This window comes from Klebsiella huaxiensis (genome assembly GCF_003261575.2).
Lineage (GTDB): Bacteria > Pseudomonadota > Gammaproteobacteria > Enterobacterales > Enterobacteriaceae > Klebsiella > Klebsiella huaxiensis.
Genome location: NZ_CP036175.1, coordinates 1,193,558 through 1,219,265, shown reverse-complemented (window position 1 = coordinate 1,219,265; position 25,708 = coordinate 1,193,558). Strand labels below are relative to the sequence as shown.

At 52.2% G+C, this 25,708-nt stretch carries 16 protein-coding genes and 1 CRISPR repeat array; of the genes, 4 read left to right on the top strand and 12 right to left on the bottom strand.

What is annotated here, in order from left to right; translation table 11 throughout:
* Nucleotides 1–64: 64 nt before the first annotated feature.
* Both DA718_RS05825 and DA718_RS05820 read right to left on the bottom strand, forming a co-directional pair.
* Nucleotides 65–1,519 (bottom strand): FAD-binding oxidoreductase, encoded by a 1,455-nt coding sequence (locus DA718_RS05825; RefSeq protein WP_112213872.1) that lies wholly within the window; start codon nucleotides 1,517–1,519, stop codon nucleotides 65–67.
* 270 nt (nucleotides 1,520–1,789) lie between these two features.
* Nucleotides 1,790–2,575 (bottom strand): SDR family oxidoreductase, encoded by a 786-nt coding sequence (locus DA718_RS05820; protein WP_112213873.1) that lies wholly within the window; start codon nucleotides 2,573–2,575, stop codon nucleotides 1,790–1,792.
* A 444-nt stretch (nucleotides 2,576–3,019) separates the two neighbouring features.
* On the opposite strand from DA718_RS05820, the gene DA718_RS05815 reads away from it, so the two are divergent.
* Complete coding sequence (locus DA718_RS05815) at nucleotides 3,020–4,318, top strand: MFS transporter (RefSeq protein WP_112213874.1); 1,299 nt, start codon at nucleotides 3,020–3,022, stop codon at nucleotides 4,316–4,318.
* 26 nt (nucleotides 4,319–4,344) lie between these two features.
* Entirely contained in the window at nucleotides 4,345–5,823 is a 1,479-nt protein-coding gene (locus DA718_RS05810; protein WP_112213875.1) for an FGGY-family carbohydrate kinase, read from the top strand.
* Between the two features lie 39 nt (nucleotides 5,824–5,862).
* Here the strand turns inward: DA718_RS05810 and queE are convergent, their stop codons facing one another.
* Nucleotides 5,863–6,534, bottom strand: coding sequence for a 7-carboxy-7-deazaguanine synthase QueE (queE, locus tag DA718_RS05805; protein WP_112213876.1), 672 nt, complete (start codon nucleotides 6,532–6,534; stop codon nucleotides 5,863–5,865).
* A gap of 823 nt (nucleotides 6,535–7,357) precedes the next feature.
* Nucleotides 7,358–7,631: a CRISPR direct-repeat array (repeat unit 30 nt; unit sequence CCAGTTTATCCCCGCTGGCGCGGGGAACAC).
* 664 nt (nucleotides 7,632–8,295) lie between these two features.
* Between queE and DA718_RS05800 the strand changes: the two genes are divergently transcribed.
* Complete coding sequence (locus DA718_RS05800; RefSeq protein WP_112213878.1) at nucleotides 8,296–9,405, top strand: SDR family oxidoreductase; 1,110 nt, start codon at nucleotides 8,296–8,298, stop codon at nucleotides 9,403–9,405.
* A 66-nt stretch (nucleotides 9,406–9,471) separates the two neighbouring features.
* Here DA718_RS05800 and eno read toward each other — a convergent pair whose 3' ends face one another.
* The 5 genes from eno to rlmD all read right to left on the bottom strand — a co-directional run bounded on the left by eno (nucleotide 9,472) and on the right by rlmD (nucleotide 17,287).
* The gene (gene eno, locus DA718_RS05795; protein WP_112213879.1) at nucleotides 9,472–10,770 is read right to left on the bottom strand and encodes a phosphopyruvate hydratase; all 1,299 of its coding nucleotides are present in this window, start codon (nucleotides 10,768–10,770) and stop codon (nucleotides 9,472–9,474) included.
* Nucleotides 10,771–10,850: 80 nt separating this feature from the next.
* Nucleotides 10,851–12,488, bottom strand: coding sequence for a glutamine hydrolyzing CTP synthase (pyrG, locus tag DA718_RS05790; RefSeq protein ID WP_112213880.1), 1,638 nt, complete (start codon nucleotides 12,486–12,488; stop codon nucleotides 10,851–10,853).
* A gap of 227 nt (nucleotides 12,489–12,715) precedes the next feature.
* A complete protein-coding gene (gene mazG / locus DA718_RS05785; protein WP_112213881.1) occupies nucleotides 12,716–13,507 on the bottom strand; it encodes a nucleoside triphosphate pyrophosphohydrolase in 792 nt (263 codons plus the stop codon).
* A gap of 69 nt (nucleotides 13,508–13,576) precedes the next feature.
* A complete protein-coding gene (gene relA, locus DA718_RS05780; protein ID WP_112213882.1) occupies nucleotides 13,577–15,817 on the bottom strand; it encodes a GTP diphosphokinase in 2,241 nt (746 codons plus the stop codon).
* Nucleotides 15,818–15,946: 129 nt separating this feature from the next.
* Nucleotides 15,947–17,287, bottom strand: coding sequence for a 23S rRNA (uracil(1939)-C(5))-methyltransferase RlmD (gene rlmD / locus DA718_RS05775; protein ID WP_112213883.1), 1,341 nt, complete (start codon nucleotides 17,285–17,287; stop codon nucleotides 15,947–15,949).
* Nucleotides 17,288–17,410: 123 nt separating this feature from the next.
* Between rlmD and barA the strand changes: the two genes are divergently transcribed.
* The gene (barA, locus tag DA718_RS05770) at nucleotides 17,411–20,164 is read left to right on the top strand and encodes a two-component sensor histidine kinase BarA (protein ID WP_112213884.1); all 2,754 of its coding nucleotides are present in this window, start codon (nucleotides 17,411–17,413) and stop codon (nucleotides 20,162–20,164) included.
* 41 nt (nucleotides 20,165–20,205) lie between these two features.
* On the opposite strand, the gene DA718_RS05765 is transcribed toward barA, so the two are convergent.
* The 4 genes from DA718_RS05765 to gudP all read right to left on the bottom strand — a co-directional run bounded on the left by DA718_RS05765 (nucleotide 20,206) and on the right by gudP (nucleotide 25,473).
* Nucleotides 20,206–21,345 carry a glycerate kinase gene (locus DA718_RS05765; protein ID WP_112213885.1) on the bottom strand — a complete coding sequence of 380 codons (1,140 nt, stop codon included), beginning with the start codon at nucleotides 21,343–21,345 and terminating at the stop codon, nucleotides 20,206–20,208.
* Nucleotides 21,346–21,415: 70 nt separating this feature from the next.
* Nucleotides 21,416–22,756, bottom strand: coding sequence for a glucarate dehydratase (gene gudD, locus DA718_RS05760; RefSeq protein ID WP_112213886.1), 1,341 nt, complete (start codon nucleotides 22,754–22,756; stop codon nucleotides 21,416–21,418).
* Between the two features lie 21 nt (nucleotides 22,757–22,777).
* The gene (locus DA718_RS05755) at nucleotides 22,778–24,118 is read right to left on the bottom strand and encodes an enolase C-terminal domain-like protein (RefSeq protein WP_112213887.1); all 1,341 of its coding nucleotides are present in this window, start codon (nucleotides 24,116–24,118) and stop codon (nucleotides 22,778–22,780) included.
* On the bottom strand, nucleotides 24,115–25,473 hold the full coding sequence (gene gudP, locus DA718_RS05750; protein ID WP_112213888.1) for a galactarate/glucarate/glycerate transporter GudP: 1,359 nt from the start codon (nucleotides 25,471–25,473) through the stop codon (nucleotides 24,115–24,117). Before gudP ends, DA718_RS05755 begins: the two co-directional genes overlap by 4 nt.
* Nucleotides 25,474–25,708 lie beyond the last annotated feature (235 nt).

The following is a 25,708-nucleotide window of genomic DNA, read 5'->3' as shown; positions in this document are numbered from 1 at the left end:
GACTTATTCACTTGCCGCCTCGATGCAACGCGAATGATTTTGCGTATATTTTGCGTATAACTAGCTACTTCTCAATCGGGTAGATCGTTCCGGTATTCATAATCCCGTTGGGATCAAACTGCTTCTTCAGACCTTCCAGCAGCGGCCATGCGCTGCCGTGTTCCAGCTTGCTCCAGTGAACGCGATGTTTGCCAATTCCATGGTGATGCACCATAGAACCGCCAAGGCGAATCGTCTCTTCGCAGATAATCTTGTTCAGCGGATTGTGGTACTTATCGATCTCCTCTTCCGGCTTACAGTCCACCACGTTGTAGTCATAAACGAAGTACATGTTGGTGCCGTTCATATAGCTATGAGATGAATGGCCGCCCAGCATAGTGATATCGTCGGCGTGCGGGAATTCGGTACGAATACGGTGGATCACGCTTTCATAGATCTCATGGATACAGCTCCAGCAGCCTGAAACTTCAGTGGTGAATCCCATATTGCCGGTTTTCAGGATCTGCACGCGCTCGGCGGCCACTTTTTCCGGGCCCCAGTTCAGGTGATTAAACCAGTTTTCGATAAGCTTGCTGTCCACGCGCTGGCACTGCGGATAGCGCGCAACGACTTCCGCGATCCCTTCCCCGGTCGCTTTCGCCATCCGCGGGTTACCCTCTGCCATAAAGATCAGTACGCATTTGCCGTCGGCAAAATGAGTAAAGTGCTGGGTGCCATCTTCCGCATCATACAAGCGAGCAATTGACGGGCGATACCCTTCCACCATCACTTCGCGCAGGATGTTAAACCCGACCTTCATGTCGTCGAGGATATAGCCGTAAAACAGGTTATTTTCCGGGGTAAACTTGAAGATTTTCACTGTTACTTCAGTGATATAGCACAGTGCACCTTCGTTGCCGATAATGATGTGGCGAATGTCCGGACCGGCAGCACGACGCGGGACGTTTTTGATGCGGGTGATGGTGCCGTCAGGCAGCACGGCTTCCAACCCGACCACCATATCTTCAATCGCCCCGTACAGCGTGGAAAACTGACCGATGCTGCGGGTTGCCACCAGGCCACCCATCTGTGCCAACGGTTTAGACTGTGGTGAGTGTCCAGTAGTGTAGCCTTTAGCCCGCAGCGCGTTTTCCAGAATTTCGAGCTGTACCCCGCACTGCGCGGTCGCCTGCATATTTTCAATATCGATATTGAGGATTTGGTTCATCCCGGCGCCGTCCAGCACCACGGAATTCTCCACCACGGTTTCCAGTCCGCCTTCGGTCGCGGATGCGCCGGTACGCGGAACCCCGTTGATCTTATGCTGGTTCATAAACGCCAGCACGTTAGAAACCTGTTCGGTCGAACCTAACTTAACGACCGCAGCAGGCAGCGGCAGCGTAAAGACGCCATGGATGTCCGCATATTTACGAAAACGGTCAATACTATTTCGCTTTAAAACGGTTTCATCAGTAATTACGCGATCGGAGCCAACAATTTCTTTTAATTGGTCAACAATCGCTTCACGGGATAGAGACATAGTAATTCCTTCCTGATAATTAATTCGGAATATACACGTCACCTTTCAAACTGCCTCTTTGTTGGCTGCGAATTATTCGGTCCATCCATGGACCTCACCCCTTACGGGGCCGCTGCAAGCAGCGTTCAAATCCGCTCCCGGCGGATTTGTCATAACCCCCAATAACATAGTCATCTATGCTCCTGGGGATTTAATTCCCTTGCCACCTCGATGCATCTTGAATGATATTGTGTAATATAATAAATAAAAACAGAAACCACCGGTTACAAATTAACGCACCAGATAACCGCCATCGACAACTAACAAATGACCATTAACGTAATTTGATGCCTGACTGGCTAAGAATACGGCTGCTCCCATTAAATCCTGAGTATCCCCCCAACGATTTGCTGGAATATGATCCAGCACACGCTGGTTAGTTTCAGGATTACTGCGGGTAGCTAATGTAATATCGGTTGCATAATAACCAGGGGCGATGCCGTTAACCTGAATGTTATATTGCCCTAACTCATCGCAATATGCCTTAGTGAAACCGGCAAGCGCATGTTTTGTTGCAGAATAAGCCGGTGACCATTGGCCGCCAAGATAAGAGAATAAAGAGCAAATGTTAATAATTTTCCCGCTATTTTGCGGAATCATTATTTTTGCCGCTTCATAGCTCAGTTCAAAAGCCGCCGTCAAGTTAACATCAATCATCGGATCCCAGTCCGCACGACCGAAGTCCAGCACCTTATTCAGCTTACAAATCCCGGCGTTGTTGACCAGAATATCGACCGTGCCAAAGCGCTCGCAGCAGGCGGCGATAATCTTCTCAGGCGCGCCTTTCGCGGTGATATCCACCTGCATGAACTCAACTTCAACACCTTGTTTTTCAATTATTTCTTTCGTTTCACCGTTATCTTTAACAAAGCTTGGGATAAACAGGTTTGCCCCGGCTTTCGCCAGCGCCATGGCAAAGGCCTGACCCAACCCGCTGTTGCCGCCGGTGACAATCGCCGTTTTACCTTTCAGAGAGAAGAAATCCATTGAGAATGCATTAAGAGATTCGATCGACATAGTTTGGCTCCAAATTCTTTTAGGCAAAAAAAAAGAAAGGCAACTTCCCCCGCTAGAGGGAAGTCACCTTTCTCATTATCTCTGGTAACTGGGGTAAATTTTTAGCACAACGCTCAGACTTCTAATGTGATCGTAATCACAGATGAATATTTCGTATCACGATTAAGCATAAAACTACGAATCGTGATTACTCTCACACTAAAACCCACGCCAGCATGTTATTTCTAATAATAATTACTAGAGACCTGAGAAAAGTAATCCACCTGAACAAGGCGGTTTACTTTTCTCTTTTTTTCGTCTATACCCAGAATAATTCGAGTTACAGAAAGGCGGCAAGTTAATGAATCCCGATGAGCTTACTGTAGTAAATGATTCGGGTGAGTGAACGCAGCCAACGCATCAGCAACTTGAAGTATGAAGGGTATATTAAAATGAGATTACGATATGCAACAAACCTCATATCGCCGTTGGATAACGCTTGCCATTATTAGCTTTAGCGGCGGCGTCAGCTTTGACCTTGCCTATTTGAGATATATTTATCAGATCCCAATGGCCAAATTTATGGGATTCAGCAATACCGAAATCGGCTTAATTATGAGCACATTTGGTATCGCCGCAATTATTCTTTACGCCCCCAGCGGAGTTATTGCCGATAAATTTTCCCATCGTAAAATGATTACCTCGGCAATGATTATTACCGGCCTGCTTGGTTTATTAATGGCTACCTACCCACCACTGTGGGTCATGCTTTGTATTCAGGTCGCCTTTGCTATCACCACGATTCTGATGCTGTGGTCGGTGTCAATTAAAGCCGCTTCTCTGCTTGGCGACCATAGCGAGCAGGGAAAAATCATGGGCTGGATGGAGGGACTGCGCGGCGTGGGCGTGATGTCGCTGGCGGTATTTACCATGTGGGCATTTTCCCGTTTCGAACCCGATGACAGCAACAGCCTGAAGACGGTAATCATTATCTACAGCGTGGTTTATATCCTGTTGGGAATACTATGCTGGTTCTTTGTTAGCGATGCCCCTCAGCACAGCAACGCCGCGAAAGAGGAGAAAAAATCGTTCCAGTTAAGCGATATTCTCGCCGTTCTGCGCATCAGCACCACCTGGTACTGCAGCATGGTGATCTTTGGCGTCTTTACTATCTACGCGATCCTCAGCTACTCCACCAACTACTTGACCGAAATGTACGGCATGTCGCTGGTGGCCGCGAGCTATATGGGGATCGTGATCAACAAAATCTTCCGTGCTATCTGCGGCCCGCTGGGGGGCATTATCACGACTTATAGCAAGGTAAAATCGCCAACCCGCGTTATTCAACTGCTGTCGATCGTTGGGGTGCTGGCGCTCATCGCGCTGCTGGCAACCAACTCAAACCCGCAATCCGTTGCCATGGGTATTGGTCTGATTCTGCTGCTGGGTTTTACCTGCTACGCCTCTCGCGGGCTCTACTGGGCTTGCCCCGGCGAAGCCAGAACGCCCAGCTACATCATGGGAACCACCGTCGGGATCTGCTCGGTGATCGGCTTCCTGCCCGACGTTTTTGTCTATCCGATTGTCGGCCACTGGCAGGACACCCTTCCTGCCGAAGAAGCCTATCGCAATATGTGGCTGATGGGATTAGCCGCGCTGTGCATGGTGATCCTCTTTACCTTTCTGCTGTTCAGGAAAATACGCAGCGCCGACGCCACACCAGAAAACGAGACATCGCTGGCCGCTGAAACAACCGGCGAGTGATGGTGAAAATTTAAAGGAGAATAATAATGTCAAAGAAATACATCATTGGAATCGATGGCGGGAGCCAGAGCACCAAAGTCGTGATGTACGACTTGCAAGGGAACGTGGTCTGTGAAGGAAAAGGCCTGCTACAGCCAATGCATACCCCGGATGCCGATACCGCAGAACATCCCGACGATGATTTATGGACCTCTTTATGCTTCGCCGGAAAAGATCTGATGAGTCAGTTTGCGGGCCATAAAGAGGATATTGTCGGTATCGGCCTGGGCTCCATCCGCTGCTGTCGCGCGTTACTCAAAGCTGACGGCACGCCTGCAGAACCGCTAATCAGCTGGCAGGATGCCCGCGTCACCCGGCCTTATGAACATACCAATCCTGATGTGGCCTGGGTCACCTCATTTTCGGGCTATCTGTCGCACCGCTTAACCGGCGAGTTCAAAGACAATATCGCCAACTACTTTGGTCAATGGCCGGTGGATTATAAAACCTGGTCGTGGAGCGACGATGACGAGGTAATGAAGAAATTTAACATCCCTCGCCACATGCTCTTTGACGTACAGATGCCGGGGACAATCTTAGGTCATCTTACTGAACAGGCCGCTCTTGCCACCGGCTTCCCGGCAGGATTGCCCGTTGTCTGCACCACCAGCGATAAGCCGGTCGAAGCGCTTGGCGCAGGGTTGCTGGATGATGAAACAGCAGTGATCTCATTAGGTACCTATATCGCTCTGATGATGAATGGTAAGCAATTGCCGAAGGATCCCGTGGCGTATTGGCCAATTATGTCCTCTATTCCTGAAACGCTGCTGTATGAAGGCTACGGCATTCGTAAGGGAATGTGGACGGTCAGCTGGCTGCGGGACATGCTGGGCGAATCCTTGATTCAGGATGCCAAAGCGCAGGGACTTTCGCCGGAGGATCTGCTCAATAAAAAAGCCTCAGTCGTCCCTCCGGGCTGTAACGGCCTGATGACCGTGCTGGACTGGCTGACTAACCCATGGGAGCCTTACAAACGCGGCATTATGATCGGCTTTGACTCCAGCATGGACTATGCGTGGATTTATCGCTCGATTCTGGAGAGCGTTGCGCTGACGTTGAAGAATAACTACGACAACATGTGCAATGAAATGAATCACTTCGCTAAACATATCATCATTACCGGCGGTGGTTCGAACAGCGACCTGTTTATGCAAATCTTTGCCGATGTGTTCAACCTTCCCGCCAGACGCAACGCCATTAACGGCTGCGCCAGCCTCGGCGCCGCCATTAACACCGCGGTAGGATTAGGCCTGTATCCTTCCTACGAGGCGGCCATAGAAAATATGGTCCGGGTAAAAGATGAGTTTATACCAGTTGAACAAAACGCCAGTCGTTATGAGGCGCTAAATAAAGGAATTTTCAGGGAATTAACACAGCATACTGATGTGATTTTGAAAAAATCGTATCAGGTGATTCACGGAAACCTGGATGACGTTGACGCCATTCAAAGCTGGTCAAACGCATAGCGGATACGCCGGGCGGCGATTGCCCGCCCGGTGAAATATTCAGGCAATATTCAGATATTTATGCGTCTGCATAGAGAGACGCCAGTTGCGGGCGATGCAGGTCTCAATACACAGCCGCGTCGCGTCATCCTTCTGACTAATAGGCTGCAGCGCAATAACACGCGGTTTCTCGTCAGCCAGCGTTTCCAGTAGTTCATCCAGCGCTTCAATATCGCGCACGCGCCCAACCGGATGTTTAATTTCATCAGCCCGCTGTAGGGCCTGAGAAAGTACGTCATAGCCGCCGCGCATATTCACTTTTGGCGATACCGTCACCCAGGTATGAGGCGTACAGCGTACCTCGTGAGTGCCGCTGGTTTCTATCTGGCAGCTAAATCCGTTTTGCTCCAGCAGAGAGGTCAACGGCGTTAAATCATGGATACAGGGCTCGCCACCGGTAATCACCACGTGGCGAGCAGTCCAGCCCTGACGCCCGATGATAGCCAGCAGATCTTCGCCGCTTGCCGGGCCCCATTTATCACTCTCTTTGGTTTTCGCCAGAATGCTAAACAGCGACACTTCCCGATCGGCAAGCTTATCCCAGGTATGTTTGGTATCGCACCAGGCGCAACCAACCGGGCATCCCTGTAGGCGAATAAAAATGGCGGGAACGCCGGTAAAGTAACCTTCGCCTTGCAAGGTCTGGAACATCTCGTTAATCGGGTACTGCATAATCATCTCTGCTTGGGGTTATGAGCGCGCATTATCGCAGATCGTGCATAATCAGGCAAAACTGCGTTGCTTTCCCTCGGATACAATAAAATGCTTTACAGAGAGTTTCATTTAAATAATTACTGGCTAAAATCCAGAAAATAATTAGATAAAATCATAATCAACCATGCTTAATATTTGTTGACGGAGCAATAACTCAATGGAGCTGGCCGCTGCTCATTTGGACCGTGGTGTTGCTGAGCATCGCCATAAAAGGTGGCCTCAAAACCCTGGGACTGATTTGTCTGACAGCCATAGTCCTTACATTTGCGCTGCCCATTTCAGGCCACGCGGCGGGCTGGGGGAAACTATTCACCCTGCTTGGTTTCGCCACGCCGTTTATCGTGTTTTTGATTCTTATGCTGACGCCGACCGCCGCCGGAAGAGCCTTCAGAAAAATAGTCAGAGCATCAAACACCGCGACAGAACAGAAGAACAGTAGATCTTCAGGCCGTAACAGCGTTCGTACTGGCCGCTCATCGCGTGATAATTTTCGCGGTGGCGGCGCATCCAGGCGCTGGTAGTCATGTCTTATTCAGGAGCAAACAAATGCATATTAATCATTTTTTAGCCCAGCCCTCCAGACTATGTAAGTTTATTTTCGTTGCACTCTATTTTGCTACCAGTATTTATCTGATCAAGGATATGGGTGCGAATCATTGGGGAACACCCATTCTGGCTATGCGCGGGGAACACTGGATGTGAGAAGGAAGCAACATTCTCTGTATCGGTTTATCCTCGCTGGCGCGGCCCCCCCCAGTACTTATATTCGTCAGGTTAATTAGCGGTTTATCCCCGCTGGCGCGGGGAACACGTCGCCGATTACACGGATATCAGCCATAACAGCGGTTTATCCCCGCTGGCGCGGGGAACACACGTTTGTATTCCAGGATAACCTTGCAACCGCCAGTTTATCCCCGCTGGCGCGGGGAACACACGCCTCCACAAGCGGCCAGATAAACCAAACCCAGTTTATCCCCGCTGGCGCGGGGAACACTGCTTTACTACCGGCACGTGCTGGGGATAGAGCAGTTTATCCCCGCTGGCGCGGGGAACACTCTAAATATATTCCCTTGTTTATAATACTCTTTTTTACGAGACAACACTCTACCAACGTAATCATTACAAATATGCATTATTAAAGAGCATACAATCACATGATTTTAAATGATAAAAAAGCAGAGGCTTATCTTCACTTGAAGTTTACCAAAATAGTGTGATTTCTGTACCAGAGCTGAAACTTCTGCACATCATCGGATAACAACAATAGTTATGAAAAACACTCCGAACTACCAAAGAGCTCCCCACAAAGTCGGTATGTTCCTTCCAGAAGAAACGCTGGCATACTGTACTCAAACATTTAAGGCAATACCGTAGAAATATGTTAAATGCGCTGCATGATTAAATCGAACATTAATTAGCCGAGTAATACTTACGTTGGCAACAAATTTATTCTAATTTAATTTTTGATGTAACAAAACATTAAAAAAACAGCAATAGAAATAAAAACCATAAAAATAAAAAGACTTACATATCATTATGATACAAATGGATACATGAAATTATGAATTTATTATCACTATCCGAAGTCCAATCAGATCCGTAAAATTCCACAAGCTTAAAATAGTCTTAAGACATTGAACAAAGACGGATTTTTTATTTACCTCCCGTTTAATTTCCCGCTCCTAGAATCCGTAAACCAACCATGATGAGATTGAACTCATGAATACATTGTTAATTACAGGCGTGACCGGATTTCTGGGCGGGGCAGTTTTAGAAAATATTCTTAATCAGGAAAATAGATTTAATCTGCTACTGCTGGTTCGCGCCAATGATGATGCAGCCGCACTTGAACGGGTAAAGGAAAACCTGCGTAAATTCAATATTGCAGAAGAGAAGCTGGCAGCACTGAATTCACGGAGCATTCTGCTGGGCGATTTGGCGGATCCGGAAGTATTTCTTACCGACCCTCGCCTGGATCAGGTCACTCACGTTATCAACTGCGCCGCCATCGCCTCCTTTGGCAACAACCCGCTCATCTGGAAAGTAAATGTCGAAGGAACGCTTAAGTTTGTCCGGAGAATGGCGCAGATCATCAGCCTTCAGCGCTTCCTGCATGTAGGCACGGCAATGTCGTGTTCACCTGAACAGGATTCACTGGTGGCAGAAAACGCAGAGTTCCGTGAACGCGCCGAGCATCTGGTAGAGTACACCCACTCTAAATCAACCATAGAACGCCTGATGCAGCAGGAGTGCCCAACACTGCCGTTGGTTATTGCCCGCCCCTCGATTGTGGTTGGTCACACTCATCACGGCTGTCAGCCTTCCAGCAGCATCTTCTGGGTATTCAGCATGGGTCTGATGCTGCAAAAATTTATGTGTTCGATGGAAGACCGCATTGACGTTATCCCCGTCGATTACTGCGCCGATGCGCTGCTAATGCTGCTCAACAGCCCACTTGCTCGCGGAGAGATAGTGCACATTTCGGCAGGTGAAGAAAATAGCGTGAGATTTGCGGATATCGACAGCGCTATGGCGTCGGCGCTGGAACAAGCCCCGGTTGGCAATAAGTACGCCCAGGTCAGCTATGAGACACTGGTCAAAATGCGTCGCGAGCTGAAGGATATTTTTGGCCCGTGTAACGAGCGCCTTATGCTGAAGGCAATACGTTTGTACGGCGCGTTCGCCACGCTCAACGTGCGATTTAGCAACGACAAGTTGCTCAGTATGGGGATGCCGAAACCGCCGCGCTTTACCGATTACATCGATCGCTGCGTGCAGACCACGCGTGGGCTTTCCATTCCGCAGCAAATGGCGGTGGATTTTAAGTAATCGTGATTTACGGGCAAAAAAATGCCAGCCCGAAGGCTGGCATTTTCATATCAGATAAAGACAGACTTATGCCTGACCTTTGATCTCTTTACGACCGTTGTACGGTGCTTTTTCTCCCAGGGCTTCTTCGATACGAATCAGCTGGTTGTATTTAGCAACGCGGTCAGAACGGCTCATAGAACCGGTTTTGATCTGGCCTGCAGCGGTACCAACAGCCAGGTCAGCAATGGTAGCGTCTTCAGTTTCGCCTGAACGGTGAGAGATAACGGCAGTGTAACCAGCGTCTTTCGCCATTTTGATCGCAGCCAGAGTTTCGGTCAGAGAACCGATCTGGTTGAATTTGATCAGGATGGAGTTAACGATGCCTTTCTCGATACCTTCTTTCAGGATCTTGGTGTTGGTTACGAACAGATCGTCACCAACCAGCTGGATTTTGTCGCCCAGTACTTTAGTCTGGTATGCGAAACCATCCCAGTCAGATTCGTCCAGACCGTCTTCGATAGACACGATCGGATACTGTTTGGTCAGGTCTTCCAGGAAGTGAGTGAATTCTTCAGAGGTGAACGCTTTGTTGCCTTCGCCAGCCAGAACGTATTTACCGTCTTTGTAGAATTCTGAAGCTGCACAGTCCATCGCCAGGGTGATGTCGGTGCCCAGCTCGTAGCCAGCAGCTTTAACAGCTTCAGCGATAACAGCCAGAGCTTCAGCGTTGGAACCCAGGTTCGGCGCGTAGCCGCCTTCGTCACCAACTGCAGTGTTCATGCCTTTAGCTTTCAGAACTTTAGCCAGGTTATGGAACACTTCAGAACCCATACGTACGGCTTCTTTCAGGGATTTAGCGCCAACTGGCTGAATCATAAATTCCTGGATGTCGACGTTGTTGTCAGCGTGCTCACCACCGTTGATGATGTTCATCATCGGAACCGGCATGGAGTATTTGCCTGGGGTGCCGTTCAGTTCAGCAATGTGCTCATACAGCGGCTGACCTTTAGAAGCAGCAGCAGCTTTGGCGTTAGCCAGAGATACGGCCAGGATAGCGTTCGCACCGAAGTTAGATTTGTTTTCAGTACCGTCCAGGTCGATCATGATTTTGTCGATGCCAGCCTGATCTTTGGCGTCTTTGCCAAGGATTGCCTGAGCGATCGGGCCGTTAACCGCGCCAACAGCTTTCAGTACGCCTTTACCCATGAAACGGGATTTGTCGCCATCGCGCAGTTCCAGCGCTTCGCGGGAACCAGTAGAAGCACCTGACGGAGCTGCTGCCATACCGACGAAACCACCTTCCAGGTGTACTTCGGCTTCAACAGTCGGGTTACCACGGGAGTCGATGATTTCACGACCGATGACTTTAACGATTTTGGACATTAGGTTTTCCTCAGTACAAGTTAAACTAAAACTCCAGACAAACAATGCACCCGGATGGGTGCATTGCCGTTCTAACTCTTTTACTTCGCCTGACGCTTCTGGTACTCACCGGCGGCTTTCACAAAGCCAGCAAACAGCGGGTGACCATCACGCGGCGTCGAAGTAAACTCCGGATGGAACTGACAGGCGACAAACCACGGATGATTCGGCACCTCGATGATCTCGACCAACTGATCATCCCCGGAACGTCCCGCAATACGCAGGCCCGCATTTTCAATCGGTTTCAACAGCATGTTGTTGACTTCATAGCGGTGACGATGGCGTTCGGTAATGGTTGGCTCACCGTACAGCTGGCGCACCAGGCTATCGTCGCTCAGTTGGCACTGCTGCGCGCCAAGGCGCATCGTACCGCCGAGGTCGCTCTTATCAGAACGCACTTCGACATTACCTTCTTCATCACGCCATTCGGTAATGAGGGCCACAACCGGGTACTTACAGTCTGGCACAAATTCCGTGGAGTTGGCGTTTTCCATCCCCGCTACGTTGCGCGCAAACTCAATCAGCGCAACCTGCATACCCAGGCAAATACCCAGATATGGAATGTTATTTTCACGCGCATAGCGCGCAGTGGCAATCTTACCTTCAACCCCGCGATAGCCAAAGCCACCAGGAATCAGGATAGCGTCTAAATTTTTCAGAATTTCGACGCCGCGCGTTTCAACATCCTGCGAATCGATCAGCTTGATGTTGACGGTTACGCGGTTTTTCAGACCACCGTGTTTCAGCGCTTCAATCACCGATTTGTAGGCGTCCGGCAGTTCAATGTACTTGCCGACCATACCGATGGTGACCTCACCTGCCGGATTGGCTTCTTCGTAAATAACCTGTTCCCATTCGGCCAGGTTCGCTTCCGGGCAGTTTAAGCTGAATCGTTTACAAATATAATCGTCCAGCCCCTGGGATTTCAACAGGCCTGGAATTTTATAAATGGAATCGACATCTTTCATCGAAATAACCGCTTTTTCTGGCACATTGCAGAACAATGCAATTTTGGCACGTTCGTTCGCCGGAATAGCGCGATCGGAGCGGCAGACCAGAATGTCAGGCTGAATACCGATGGAGAGCAGCTCTTTAACGGAGTGCTGAGTGGGTTTGGTTTTGACTTCACCCGCAGCGGCCAGGTACGGCACCAGAGTCAAATGCATAAACAGCGCGTTTTCACGACCGATATCCACCGCCAGCTGGCGAATCGCTTCGAGGAACGGCAGCGACTCGATATCGCCAACGGTGCCACCGATTTCAACCAGCACCACATCATGGCCTTCGCCGCCGGCCAGTACGCGCTCTTTGATAGCGTTGGTGATATGCGGAATAACCTGTACGGTTGCGCCCAGATAATCACCACGGCGCTCTTTGCGCAGAACATCAGAGTAGATACGGCCAGTAGTGAAGTTGTTACGACGGGTCATCTTGGTGCGAATAAAGCGCTCGTAGTGACCCAGGTCCAGATCGGTTTCAGCGCCGTCTTCAGTAACGAACACTTCCCCGTGTTGGATTGGACTCATGGTGCCCGGATCGACGTTGATGTACGGATCCAGTTTCATCATGGTCACGTTAAGCCCGCGGGCTTCGAGAATGGCTGCGAGGGAAGCTGCGGCAATGCCTTTACCCAGAGAGGATACGACCCCGCCGGTCACAAAAATATAGTTCGTTGTCATGCTGAACCTGAGAAGTTAGGTTTAAAAGACGATGGAATAACCAGGACGGGAAAGCAGTATACCCGATCATGACTGACGCCACAAACTTTCATTATCCCTCCTTTTCATCAGGCCCACACAAACGCGGGGAGTGAGAAAATAGCCGCTTTTGGCGAAATGTTTTTGACGCAAATCAAGCGCTTGTTATTTAAAAAATCACACAAATAGCGCTTGATCACGAAAACCCTTTAGAGATCAGTTTCCTGGCGTTTTACCTCTTGCCACACATCTTCCATGGTATCGAGGTCAACACCGGTCATTTCCAGGCCTCGTGCGGCGACAATCCGCTCAACTTCACGGAAACGGCGCTCAAACTTGAGGTTCGCTTTTTGCAATGCAACTTCGGCTTTCACCCCTAAATGGCGGGATAAGTTGACCGTTGCGAACAGCAAGTCGCCGACTTCCTCCTCCAGTTTAGCTTCATCAATCACCGCCTGCTGCGCCTCGTGCATGACTTCATCAATCTCTTCATGCACTTTGTCCAAAACCGGGCCAAGCGAAGTCCAATCAAAACCTACTGCCGAGCAGCGTCGCTGGATTTTATGCGCACGCATCAGCGCGGGCAGACTATGCGGAATATCGTCCAGCGCAGAGTGCTGGGACTTTTCGGCCCTCTCCGCGCTTTTAATTTGTTCCCAACGCGCCAGTACTTCGCTGCTGTTACCCGCAGAAGCATCGCCGAAAATATGCGGGTGACGGCGCTCCAGCTTGTCGCTGATGGCGGCGCAGATATCGTTGAAATCAAAACGCCCCTCTTCCTGTGCCATCTGAGCATAGAACACGACCTGGAATAGCAGATCGCCCAACTCGCCACGCAGATCGTCGAAATCTTCGCGGGCAATAGCGTCAAGCACTTCATAGGTCTCTTCAAGGGTGTAGGGGGCGATGGTGGCAAAAGTCTGCTCTTTGTCCCATGGGCAGCCATTTTCCGGGTCCCGCAAGCGCTGCATGATACCGAGCAGCCGGTCGATTTGGGTCATGGGTCTTTCCTGATTAAGAGAAGCCGGGTGGTGGCTTTCGCCTGACCCGGCTTATAAAGAATAGCGATCTTAACCGCCGTGAAGACGACGGGCGTCAATCACATCCGGTACCTGATTCAGCCGGCCAAGCACACGGCCCAGCACCTGCAGGTTGTAGATCTCAATGGTCATATCGATTGTGGCAAGCTGCTGTTTGGTATCACTGCGGCTGGCAACGCCCAGCACGTTGACCTTCTCGTTGGCAAGAATGGTGGTGATATCGCGCAGTAGGCCGCTACGATCGTTAGCCTGGACACGCACGACCAGCGAGTAGCCCGCCGAGTAGCTTTCTCCCCACACCGCGTCCACAATGCGCTCCGGGGCATGCGATTGTAATTCCGCAAGCTGATCGCAATCCGCGCGATGCACCGAGATCCCACGTCCCTGAGTAATAAAACCGACAATCTCATCACCAGGAATCGGCTGACAGCAACGCGCAATATGGTGCATCAGGTTACCAACGCCCTCAACCACCACCCGGCCGTTATCTTTGCTGCGGTTATTCTGCGGCGTATAGGTTTTCTGCTGCAGCTGTTTCAGCGCAGCGGCATCCTGCTCCTCGGCGCTCGGTTTATTGAACTGCGCTTGCAGGAAGTTTACCATTTGGTTGAGACGAATATCACCGCCGCCAATCGCAGCCAGCAGCTCGTCCTGCTCGTTAAAGTTGTAGCGCGGCAACAGATGTTTTTCCGCATCCTTCAGGCTGATACCCAGATGCTCGAGCTCGTCATCGAGGATCTGCCGCCCGGCAAGAATATTTTTATCGCGATCCTGCTTGCGGAACCAGGCATGAATCTTGGAACGCCCACGGCTGGTCGTGACGTAGCCAAGGTTCGGGTTCAGCCAGTCGCGGCTCGGGTTCGGCTGTTTCTGGGTGATGATTTCAATCTGGTCGCCCATTTGCAGCTGGTAGGTAAAAGGTACTATGCGCCCGCTGATTTTTGCTCCGATGCAGCGATGTCCGACATCGCTGTGAATATGGTAGGCAAAATCAAGCGGCGTTGAGCCGGCAGGTAAATCCACAACGTCGCCCTTCGGCGTAAAGACGTAAACCCGGTCATCAAAGACCTGGCTGCGAACCTCATCCAGCATTTCGCCGGAATCCGCCATCTCTTCTTGCCAGGCGATCAGCTTACGCAGCCAGGCAATGCGATCTTCGTAACCGCGTGCGCCGCTGGCCCCTGCGCTGGCGCCCTCTTTGTACTTCCAGTGCGCAGCCACGCCCAGCTCAGCATCTTCATGCATCTGTTTAGTACGAATTTGAATTTCTATCGTTTTGCCGCCGGGTCCCAGCACCACGGTGTGAATCGACTGATAGCCATTGGGCTTCGGATTGGCAACATAGTCGTCAAACTCATCCGGCAGATGACGGTAGTGAGTATGTACAATGCCCAGCGCGGCATAACAATCCTGCAGACGCTCGGCGACAATGCGCACCGCACGCACATCAAACAGCTCGTCAAATGCGAGGTGCTTTTTCTGCATTTTGCGCCAGATGCTATAGATATGCTTTGGTCGCCCGTACACTTCGGCTTTGACGCCCTCGGTTTTCATTTCCGAGCGTAAATGGCCCACAAACTCGTCGATGTAATGTTCACGATCGATACGCCGTTCATGCAGCAACTTAGCAATGCGTTTGTATTCCGCCGGATGCAGATAGCGGAAGCAGTAATCTTCCAGCTCCCACTTGAGCTGACCGATCCCCAGGCGGTTAGCCAGCGGCGCGTAGATATTGGTACACTCTTTCGCCGCCAGCACGCGCTCATCTTCCGGCGCATCTTTCACTTCGCGCAGATGGGCAATCCGCTCGGCAAGTTTGATAACCACGCAGCGGAAATCATCGACCATCGCCAGCAGCATGCGGCGAATGTTGTCCACCTGTTCAGAAGAGACCGAGTCGGTATGGGTGGCTTTAAGCTGGCGTATGGCGGCCATATCCCGCACGCCGTGAATGAGGGTAACGACGGATTTACCTACGCTCTCCTGCATGACTTCTTCGCTGACGACGTTGCCGTCCGCCAGCGGGAAAAGCAACGCCGCCCGCAGCGTGTCGATATCCATGCTGAGCATGGAGAGAATCTCCACCATCTCCACGCCGCGCCACAGCAGCAGATCGGCCTGCGGGTGTCCCTGCGTTTTCTCTCGACAGTAATCCCAGGTTTCGGCTAAGCGTTCACACGACTGCTGGCTGGAAATTCCCAGACTCGCGATCCATTTCTTCGGGTCAAATTCACCAGCTTTATTTAGATGTGCACTTCTTACCGCAACCATTGTCCTCTCCTTAAGGGACCGGCCTGCCGAAGTCGGCAAGCCTTAACTTTACACTTCATTCTTCAAACCGCACCAATGTTGGCTTCCTTCGCTCACCTCAGTCACTGACTTGAGTAAGCTCCTGGGGATTCACTCCGTTGCCGCCTCGATGCGATTCGAATGATTTTGTGTATGCTTGTGCTCAAACAACACCATTGATTCCAGATGCCCGGTATGGGGGAACATATCCAGCATCGCCAGGCGTTGAATGGTATATCCCGCCTGTAATAAAACGTCACTATCGCGCGCCAGCGTCGCGGGGTTACAAGAAACATACACCACTCGGCGCGGGGCTAACTTTATAATATGTAACATTACGCCCGCCGCACCGGCTCGCGCCGGGTCGAGCAAAATTTTATCAAAACCGTGCTTCGCCCAGGCCTGCCGAGTGACGTCTTCTTCCAGATTCTCATGAAAGAACGTTACATTGTGCAATCCGTTGAACGTTGCGTTCTCGCGCCCCTTTTCCACCAGAGCGGGAACCCCTTCTACGCCGACGACCTGCGCAGCACGCTTTGCCAACGGTAGGGTAAAATTCCCCATCCCGCAGAACAGATCCAGCACCCGGTCCTCTGGCTGAAGATCCAACCACTCCAGCGCCGTGCGCACCATAAGCTGGTTTACGCCATCGTTCACCTGGATAAAATCGCGCGGGCTGAACACTAAGCGTAGACCGTCAGATGTGTACCAGGGAGATTCCCCGCTAATATGCTCCAGTATCTCGCTTTGCGGTGCCAGATACAGGGAAAGACCGTGAGATTGCGAAAAGCGTTCCAGTTTTTCTTTATCTGCCGCAGAAAGGGTGGCAGTGTGGCGCAATACCATCAACGGACCGTTATCCGCCAGCACCAACTCGACATGACCAAGCTGACGAACCGATTTCAATTCGGAAAGACACTCCCGCACCGCAGGCAATAACGCACCAAGAGTGGGCACCAAAACAGGGCACTGCACCACGTCAACAATTTCGTTTGAATTAGCCTTCCGGAAGCCTACCTGTAATTGTTGGGTCTTTGGCTGATAATTCAAGCTCAACCGCGCCCGCCGACGGTAGCCCCAAGGTGAAGCGGCTATAATGTCATCGACATCGCGTTTCATTAGCCTGGCAAGTGCAGCGCGTTTACTCTGCTGCTGCAGGTCGATGCTGGCGTGCTGTTGCTGGCATCCTCCGCAGACGCCAAAATGCGGGCAGCGCGGTGTTTCTCGTTGCGGGCTGTCGCTAAGACGGCGTTTAACCTGCGCGCGGGCATACTGTTTTTTATCTTCGACCAGGACAACTTCCGCCTGCTCTTGCGGCAATAAGCCGCTGACAAACAGCGCTTTACCCTGATGACGCGCAACGCCTTGACCAAAAGGGTCAAGGTCATTGACTGTAACGGTTATGATCTGGCGCGTCGTCACACGCCGTTTTGCAGAGTAGAATTGCGCCATCGTAGAGATTTGTCTCAATTAAATATAACGAGATCGTTCAGAGATGCGTCGGCGGCAAGCAAGTGCAGCCGACATGAAAGCAGTCTGAAGGATAATTTATATATTCTCCCATAATGGAACCACATGACCAACTACAGCCTTCGTGCTCGCATGATGATTCTAATTCTGGCGCCCACCGTTCTGATCGGTTTGTTGCTCAGTATTTTCTTCGTCGCACACCGCTATAACGACCTTCAGCGCCAGCTGGAAGATGCTGGAGCCAGTATTATTGAGCCGCTGGCGGTTTCCAGTGAATATGGTATGAATCTGCAAAACCGTGAGTCCATCAGGCAGCTGATTAGCGTTTTGCACCGCCGCCATTCCGATATCGTGCGCGCAATTTCTATCTACGACTCGCATAACAAGCTGTTTGTCACCTCCAACTTTCAGCTTGATCCCGGCGAACTTCAGCTTCCCAAGGGGGCTCCTTTCCCTCGGCGCTTAAGCGTGATTCGCAATGGTGACTTGATGATTTTGCGCACCCCGATCGTCTCGGAAAGCTATTCACCAGATGAATCACCGGGGACTGATGCTAAAATGCCAGGCAACATGCTGGGCTACGTGGCCCTTGAGCTGGATCTCAAGTCGGTACGGCTGCAGCAGTACAAAGAGATTTTCATCTCCAGCGTGATGATGCTGTTCTGTATCGGTATTGCGTTGATCTTCGGCTGGCGACTGATGCGCGATGTCACAGGTCCGATTCGCAATATGGTGAATACCGTCGACCGCATTCGCCGCGGCCAGCTTGATAGCCGCGTCGAGGGCTTTATGCTCGGCGAACTGGATATGCTCAAAAACGGCATTAACTCGATGGCCATGTCGCTGGCGGCCTATCATGAAGAGATGCAGCATAACGTCGATCAGGCCACGTCCGACCTGCGTGAAACGCTTGAGCAGATGGAGATTCAGAACGTCGAACTGGATTTGGCGAAAAAGCGTGCTCAGGAAGCCGCTCGAATTAAATCCGAGTTTTTGGCTAATATGTCCCACGAGCTGCGCACCCCGCTAAACGGCGTAATCGGCTTTACGCGCCTGACGCTGAAAACCAATTTAAATACCACCCAGCGCGATCACCTGACGACTATTGAGCGTTCAGCCAACAATCTGCTGGCAATCATTAACGATGTTCTGGACTTCTCTAAGCTCGAAGCGGGCAAGCTGATTCTGGAAAGTATCCCATTCCTGCTGCGCAACTCGTTGGATGAAGTGGTCACATTATTAGCGCATTCAGCGCATGATAAAGGCCTGGAGCTGACGCTGAACATCAAAAATGATGTTCCGGATAATGTGATTGGCGACCCGCTGCGCCTGCAGCAAATTGTGACCAACCTGATGGGTAACGCCATTAAATTCACCGAATACGGCAATATCGACGTACTGGTGGAACAGCGCACAATTAGCAACTCCAGAGTGCAAATTGAAGTACAAATCCACGACACCGGTATCGGTATTCCAGAGCGCGATCAGTCACGCCTGTTCCAGGCTTTCCGCCAGGCTGACGCCAGTATTTCCCGCCGCCATGGCGGTACCGGGCTGGGGCTGGTCATCACCCAGCGCCTGGTGAAGGAGATGGGCGGCGATATTTCATTCCACAGCCAGCCTAATCGCGGCTCAACGTTCTGGTTCCATATCAGCCTCGATCTTAACCCTAACGCTGTCCCCGATAGCGTGTCAACCGACTGTCTGACAGGCAAAAAGCTGGCCTATATTGAAGCTAACGCCATGGCGGCGCAGTGCACCATGGAACTGCTGGCAACAACGCCGTTAGAGGTGGTCTATAGCCCAACCATGTCCGCCCTGCCTGATGCTCATTACGATATTCTGTTAGCCGGTATTCCAGTGGCGGTACGCGAGCTGGAGCAGCATCGCGATAAGCTGACAAGGGCCTGCAAGCTTGCAGATCACCTGCTGCTGGCGCTGCCGTGCCACGCCCAGGTCAGCGCCGAAGCGCTTAAAGAAGATGGCGTAGCGGCCTGCTTACTCAAACCGTTGACCTCAACGCGCCTACTCCCGGCACTGACGGCTTCATGTCAGACGCAACCCACCATCTTATTACCGCATTCAGATGGTAAAAAACTGCCGATGACAGTGATGGCGGTCGATGATAACCCAGCAAACCTGAAGCTCATCGGGGCTCTGCTGGAAGATCTGGTTCAGCACGTCATCCTTTGCGACAGCGGCCAGAATGCCGTCGAAGAGGCTAAAGAAAAGCAGCTGGATCTGATTCTGATGGATATTCAGATGCCAGAAATGGACGGTATTCGCGCCTGTGAACTGATTCGCCAGCTCCCTCATCAACAGCAAACCCCGGTCATTGCCGTGACGGCGCACGCGCTGGAAGGCCAGCGCGAAAAGCTCCTGAGCGCGGGAATGAATGATTATCTGGCGAAACCGATTGAAGAAGACAAGCTCTACAGCCTGCTGCTGCGCTATCAGCCGGGCAAGAATGTTGCACCGCTCGCGGTAACTGAGGCTGTCGAACTGCCAATCGATCATAACGTCACCCTGAACTGGCAGCTGGCGCTACGCCAGGCGGCGATGAAACCAGATTTGGCGCAGGAAATGCTGCAGATGCTGATCGCCTTTATGCCGGAAGTTCGTAATAGAGTGGAAGAGCAACTGGTCGGCGAGCAGCCGGAAGGGTTGCTGGATTTGATTCATAAACTCCACGGCAGCTGTGGCTACAGCGGCGTTCCTCGCTTGAAGAAATTGTGTCAGACCATCGAGACTCAGCTACGCTCAGGTACCGTCGCCGAAGAACTAGAGCCGGAGTTTCTTGAATTGCTGGATGAAATGGATAACGTCGTACGCGAAGCATGCAAGCTGATGGGCATTTAAATCGTCATCCCCGGTCATACCGCTGCACGACCGGGGAAAACTTATAATACTTGCCCCATTTTCAGCACCGCAGCGACGTTTCTCGCCGTCATGCGCACGTTTTCGGCGGCATTTTCAAGTGCCTCATCAAGCGTGCAAATGGAATAAATCACGCTGAATACCGCATCCAGACCGTGATCGTGCACCACACCAACGTCCGCCGTCAGGCTACCGGCGATACCAATCACCGGAAGGTTGTAACGTTTAGCCACCCTCGCCACGCCAACCGGCACTTTACCGTGAATCGTCTGGCTGTCGATACGCCCTTCGCCTGTAATTACCAGGTCCGCATCCGCTACAATATCGGCAAGATGCAACGCGTCGGTGACAATCTCAATTCCTGGTCGCAGCTTCGCGCCGCAAAAGGCGTACAAGCCAGCTCCCATACCGCCCGCCGCGCCGCCACCTTCAAGGTTCAGCACGTCGAGATCTAAATCGCGATGAATAATCCCGGCAAAATGGGCCAGCGCCTTATCCAGGCGGGCGATCATCTCCGCCGTCGCTCCTTTCTGCGGGCCAAATACCGCCGTAGCCCCTTGCGGGCCAGTCAGCGGATTAGTCACATCGCAGGCGACATCAATACGACATTCAGCCAGACGTTCATCAAGCTCGCTGATGTCAATACGCGCCAGGCTATCCAGAGCACCGCCGCCGAGCGCAATCTGCTGGTTGTCGTGGGTCAGCAGCTTCGCCCCTAGCGCCTGTACCATTCCGGCTCCGCCATCGTTAGTGGCGCTGCCGCCGATGCCGATAATAATCTGCTTCACGCCTGCGTCCAGCGCATGGCGAATAAGCTCTCCCGTCCCCCATGACGTGGTCAGCAGAGGGTTACGTCGCGCCGACGGCACGCTCTCCAGACCACTCGCCGCCGCCATTTCGATAAAAGCGCACTGCTTGTCGCCTGAAAGTCCGTAAAAAGCCGCAACAGGTTCACCAAGCGGCCCGGTGACGGTGACCTCAACCTGATACCCCTGAGTAGCTGCAACCATCGCTTCGACGGTTCCTTCGCCACCGTCCGCAACCGGCAGTTTGACATACTCCGCGTCCGGATAAATTTCCCGAAAACCCTGCTCTATCGCGGTTGCAACATCCAGCGCACTCAGGCTCTCCTTGTATGAATCCGGTGCGATCACTATCTTCATAAGCTGTCCTTAAAATGAGCATTTACCCGGTAACGCGAATATGCCGGTCCCCGCAGGAACCGGCATTTTCTTAGCGCACCATGCACGGACGCTTGTTGTCAAACGTCCAGTTTGGGATCAGATACTGCATCCCCATGGCGTCATCGCGCGCGCCCAGACCGTGTTTCTGATACAGCTCGTGGGCTTTCATCACCTGATCCATATCGAGCTCTACGCCCAGACCCGGTTTCGCCGGTACCTGCACCATGCCGCCTTTAATTTCAAACGGCTCTTTGGTCAGGCGCTGATTGCCTTCCTGCCAAATCCAGTGGGTATCGATGGCGGTGATCTTACCCGGTGCCGCAGCCGCGACATGAGTGAACATCGCCAGCGAAATATCAAAGTGGTTGTTAGAGTGCGAGCCCCAGGTCAGGCCGAACTCATGGCACATCTGCGCCACGCGAACTGAGCCCTGCATAGTCCAGAAGTGCGGGTCCGCCAGCGGGATATCGACGGATTGCAGCGACAGCGTATGCCCCATCTGACGCCAGTCGGTGGCGATCATATTGGTCGCGGTCGGCAGACCGGTAGCCCGACGGAATTCCGCCATCACTTCACGCCCGGAGAAGCCCTGCTCTGCACCACATGGATCTTCTGCGTAAGCCAGAGAGCCTTTCAGGTACTTACCAATTTTGATCGCTTCATTGAGCGACCACGCGCCGTTTGGATCCAGCGTCACACGCGCCTGTGGGAAGCGTTTCGCCAGCGCAACAATTGATTCCGCTTCTTCTTCTCCGGCCAACACGCCGCCTTTCAGTTTAAAGTCGTTGAAACCATATTTCTCATACGCCGCTTCCGCCAGGCGCACCACCGAATCCGGGGTCATCGCTTCATCATGACGCAGGCGATACCAGTCACATTTCTCATCCGGCTGGCTCTGATACGGTAGCGGCGTCGCTTTGCGGTTGCCGACGAAGAACAGATAACCGAGCATTTCGACTTCGCTACGCTGCTGACCATCGCCCAACAGAGAAGCGACGTTTACGCCAAGATGCTGGCCGAGCAGGTCAAGCATTGCGGCTTCAATACCGGTGACCACATGAATAGTGGTACGCAGATCGAAGGTCTGCAAACCGCGTCCACCAGCATCGCGATCGGCAAACTGGTTACGTACCGCGTTCAGCACATTTTTATATTCGCCAAGCGTTTTACCCACCACCAGCGGAATTGCATCTTCCAGGGTCTGGCGGATTTTCTCTCCCCCGGGAATTTCGCCGACGCCGGTGTGCCCGGAGTTATCTTTGATAATCACAATATTGCGCGTGAAGAACGGGGCATGTGCGCCGCTCAGGTTCATCAGCATACTGTCGTGGCCCGCAACGGGGATCACCTGCATCGCGGTAACAACTGGAGTCGTAAATTGAGTGCTCATAATTCAATCCTTTTTGCGTAATCAGTGACGGCCGAAAACAGGTCGTTTACGGTCAAAAGTCCATCCAGGGATCAGATACTGCATCGGACCCGCGTCATTACGTGCGCCACCGGGCAGTCTCTTGTAGGCCTCATGAGCCTTGTTAACCTGATCCCAGTCCAGCTCCACGCCCAGCCCGGGCGCATCCGGAACAGCAATTTTCCCGTTCTTAATCTCCAGCGGACTTTTGGTCAGGCGACAATCGCCCTCCTGCCAGATCCAGTGGGTATCGATAGCCGTCGGCTTGCCGGGTGCTGCTGCACCAACATGGGTAAACATCGCCAGCGAAATATCAAAGTGGTTGTTCGAGTGGCAACCCCAGGTCAGGCCCCAGTCATCGCACAGCTGCGCCACACGTACCGCGCCGGAAAGCGTCCAGAAGTGCGGATCGGCCAGCGGAATATCCACCGAGTTAAGCATCACCGCATGACCCATTTCGCGCCAGTTAGTGGCAATCATGTTGGTCGCCACAGGCAAACCGGTCGCACGGCGGAACTCCGCCATCACTTCGCGACCAGAGAAACCTTGTTCGGCACCGCAAGGATCTTCGGCGTAGGTCAGCACATCGTTTAGCCCTTTACACAATGCGATAGCTTCATCCAGCAGCCAGGCACCGTTGGGGTCAACCGTAATACGCGCGTCCGGGAAGCGTTTTTTCAGCGCACGGGCGGTTTCAATTTCCTGCTCGCCGGGCAGCACGCCGCCCTTGAGTTTGAAGTCTTTAAAGCCATAGCGATCCTGCGAGGCTTCTGCCAGATGCACTACCGCCTCGCTGTTCATCGCTTGCTGATGGCGCAGGTGATACCAGTCATGGTTGCCCGGCGTCGTCTCCAGATAAGGCAAATCCGTCTTCGTGCGATCGCCTACGTAGAACAGATAGCCCAGCACGGTGACCGCATCGCGCTGCTTGCCCGGTCCTAGCAGTTCGCAAACTGGCACGTTGAGCGCTTTGCCCAGCAGGTCGAGCAGCGCAGCTTCCAAAGCGGCTACCGCGTTCACCCGCAGTTCAAATGTCCAGGCACCTTTGCCAAAGGTATCAAAGTCGGCGGCCTGATTACCTTTATGCACCTGCTGTACCACCTTATTCAGGCGGGCGACTTCCTGACCTAATACCATCGGGATAGCATCGACCAGCGTCTGATAAATCACTTCACCGCCCGGCGCTTCACCGACACCGGTATTCCCGGCGTTATCGGTAAGTACCACGATATTGCGGGTAAAGTACGCGTTATGTGCACCGCCGATGTTGAGCAACATGCTGTCCTGCCCGGCCACCGGGATGACCTTCATATCCGTGATAACGGGACTCGATTGTGTTGTCATGATGATTGTCCTGCGACAGGTTTCAGTTCGATACGTTTAATATCGCCCACCAACACCAGATAGCTCAGCACCGCAACCAGCGCATGGACGCCCACGTAAATCAGCGCGCCGTTGAACGAGCCGGTGGTACCAACGATGTAGCCAATCGCAATCGGCGTCACGATACCGGAGATGTTGCCAAACATATTGAACAGACCGCCGCTCAGGCCGCTGATCTCTTTCGGTGCGGTATCCGCCATGACTGCCCAGCCCAGCGCACCAATGCCTTTACCAAAGAAGGCCAGCGCCATAAAACCGATGATCATCCACTCCACGTTGACGTAGTTACAGAACACCATCACCATCGACAGCAGCATACCCATGACGATTGGCGTTTTACGCGCGATATTCAGCGAGCCGGTACGACGCATCAGCCAGTCGGAAATAATGCCGCCCAGCACGCCGCCCGCAAAGCCGCAGATGGCCGGAACCGAGGCAACAAAACCGGCTTTCAAAATTGACATACCGCGCGCCTGTACCAGATAAACCGGGAACCAGGTGATAAAGAAGTACGTTAAGGCGTTAATGCAGTACTGGCCGATGTACACGCCGATCATCATGCGTGAACCCAGTAGCTGCTTGATCTGGCCCCATTTGACGCTAAACGGCACTTTCGCTTTGGCATTCGCCTGATCCATATTGATCAACGCACCGCCTGCGGCAATGTACTCCAGTTCTTTTTGGTTTACGCCTGGATGCTGGTTAGGTTCATGAATGACCTTCAACCAAACGAAGCTGATAATAATCCCGAGACCGCCCATAAAGAAAAACACGTGTGACCAACCCACCTCATGGGTCAACCACCCCATAATTGGCGCGAAGATAACGGTTGCAAAGTACTGCGCAGAGTTAAAGATAGCGACCGCCGTGCCCCTTTCCTGCGCCGGGAACCACGCCGCGACAATGCGGCTGTTGCCGGGGAAGGAAGGTGCTTCAGCTAAACCGACAAGGAATCGCAACGTAAACAGCGCGATGATAATGCCGAAGCCGCTAAAGATATCGACGAAGCCTTGCAGCAGGGTAAACATGGACCAAATAAAGATGGACCAGAAGTAGACGCGTTTTGAACCAAAGCGGTCGAGCAACCAGCCGCCGGGGATCTGGCCGATAACATAAGCCCATGAGAACGCAGAGAAAACGTACCCCATACCGACTGCATCGAGGCCAATATCTTTGGCCATCTCCGAACCAGCAATGGATAAGGTGGCGCGGTCACCGTAGTTGAAGGATGTGACGATAAACAGCATCACCACTATCCAGTAGCGAGCATTGGTGCGCTTTTCAGCGCCGCTCGCCGCCTGACTTAATGAACTCATTGTTGCACTCCTGAATCATAGCGTTAGCTACGTTCATTCTGAACAGCACAACCTGTAGGGTACTCAGAATGACGTGTTAGTGTTTTTTCATAATTGTCGTTATATCTGGCACTGCATTTGTAACTGGCAGGAAAAGTATAAAAAGAGGGGTTGGCGGGCTCACCGTGCAAATACACAGCTTTCATTGCAGTAGTAAATCTGATTTGTGGCTTATGCCTAACGGGATGGGGGATAG

What these genes read in the sequence shown, in the direction of transcription:
- DA718_RS05825 (WP_112213872.1), bottom strand. Translation starts at nt 1,519, where the DNA reads ATGTCTCTATCCCGTGAAGCGATTGTTGACCAATTAAAAGAAATTGTT.
- DA718_RS05820 (WP_112213873.1), bottom strand. Translation starts at nt 2,575, where the DNA reads ATGTCGATCGAATCTCTTAATGCATTCTCAATGGATTTCTTCTCTCTG.
- DA718_RS05815 (WP_112213874.1), top strand. Translation starts at nt 3,020, where the DNA reads ATGCAACAAACCTCATATCGCCGTTGGATAACGCTTGCCATTATTAGC.
- DA718_RS05810 (WP_112213875.1), top strand. Translation starts at nt 4,345, where the DNA reads ATGTCAAAGAAATACATCATTGGAATCGATGGCGGGAGCCAGAGCACC.
- queE (WP_112213876.1), bottom strand. Translation starts at nt 6,534, where the DNA reads ATGCAGTACCCGATTAACGAGATGTTCCAGACCTTGCAAGGCGAAGGT.
- DA718_RS05800 (WP_112213878.1), top strand. Translation starts at nt 8,296, where the DNA reads ATGAATACATTGTTAATTACAGGCGTGACCGGATTTCTGGGCGGGGCA.
- eno (WP_112213879.1), bottom strand. Translation starts at nt 10,770, where the DNA reads ATGTCCAAAATCGTTAAAGTCATCGGTCGTGAAATCATCGACTCCCGT.
- pyrG (WP_112213880.1), bottom strand. Translation starts at nt 12,488, where the DNA reads ATGACAACGAACTATATTTTTGTGACCGGCGGGGTCGTATCCTCTCTG.
- mazG (WP_112213881.1), bottom strand. Translation starts at nt 13,507, where the DNA reads ATGACCCAAATCGACCGGCTGCTCGGTATCATGCAGCGCTTGCGGGAC.
- relA (WP_112213882.1), bottom strand. Translation starts at nt 15,817, where the DNA reads ATGGTTGCGGTAAGAAGTGCACATCTAAATAAAGCTGGTGAATTTGAC.
- rlmD (WP_112213883.1), bottom strand. Translation starts at nt 17,287, where the DNA reads ATGGCGCAATTCTACTCTGCAAAACGGCGTGTGACGACGCGCCAGATC.
- barA (WP_112213884.1), top strand. Translation starts at nt 17,411, where the DNA reads ATGACCAACTACAGCCTTCGTGCTCGCATGATGATTCTAATTCTGGCG.
- DA718_RS05765 (WP_112213885.1), bottom strand. Translation starts at nt 21,345, where the DNA reads ATGAAGATAGTGATCGCACCGGATTCATACAAGGAGAGCCTGAGTGCG.
- gudD (WP_112213886.1), bottom strand. Translation starts at nt 22,756, where the DNA reads ATGAGCACTCAATTTACGACTCCAGTTGTTACCGCGATGCAGGTGATC.
- DA718_RS05755 (WP_112213887.1), bottom strand. Translation starts at nt 24,118, where the DNA reads ATGACAACACAATCGAGTCCCGTTATCACGGATATGAAGGTCATCCCG.
- gudP (WP_112213888.1), bottom strand. Translation starts at nt 25,473, where the DNA reads ATGAGTTCATTAAGTCAGGCGGCGAGCGGCGCTGAAAAGCGCACCAAT.